The sequence below is a fragment of the Chryseobacterium luquanense genome (assembly GCF_026460945.1).
In the GTDB taxonomy this organism is placed as follows: Bacteria; Bacteroidota; Bacteroidia; order Flavobacteriales; family Weeksellaceae; genus Chryseobacterium; species Chryseobacterium luquanense.
On record NZ_JAOVZV010000045.1, the window covers coordinates 1 to 459 of the forward strand.

Here is a 459-nt window from a genome sequence, read left to right on the forward strand (position 1 = left end):
AACGAAGAACTTTAACGTTAAAGTAAAAGCAGGGGGTGCTAATTTTCTGAATGGAACGAACTTAATCCCAGTAAATGTTTTGACGATCAAAGCAGCTGCAGCTGCGGGAACCATGGGAGGAACAAAAAGCGCTGTTGTTTTATCTGCAACGGATCAGACTTTAGTATCAAATGCACCGCTTGGAAGCGCATTAACATTGAATTTGGATTATACGATTCCTGCTGCGAAATCATCATCTGCTGACATTTTAGGTAAACCAGCCGGAACTTATACACAAACAGTTACATATACAGCGACTGCTTTATAATAATTTTTTTCATATTAATATTTTGTGATTTGGTGTTTCGAAGGCTTCCTCAGGAGGCCTTTGATTTTGTATGTATTGATAGCGATATAGAGAAAATTCAAAATCCGGGAATAAGTATCTATCAGCTGTAAGGTAAAATCTATGTTTTTGGA

1 pseudogene is annotated in these 459 nt (G+C 37.3%); it reads left to right on the top strand.

What is annotated here, in order from left to right:
• A pseudogene (locus OEA66_RS20405) lies at window positions 1-307 on the top strand (peptidoglycan-binding protein LysM); the annotation flags it as partial.
• Window positions 308-459 lie beyond the last annotated feature (152 nt).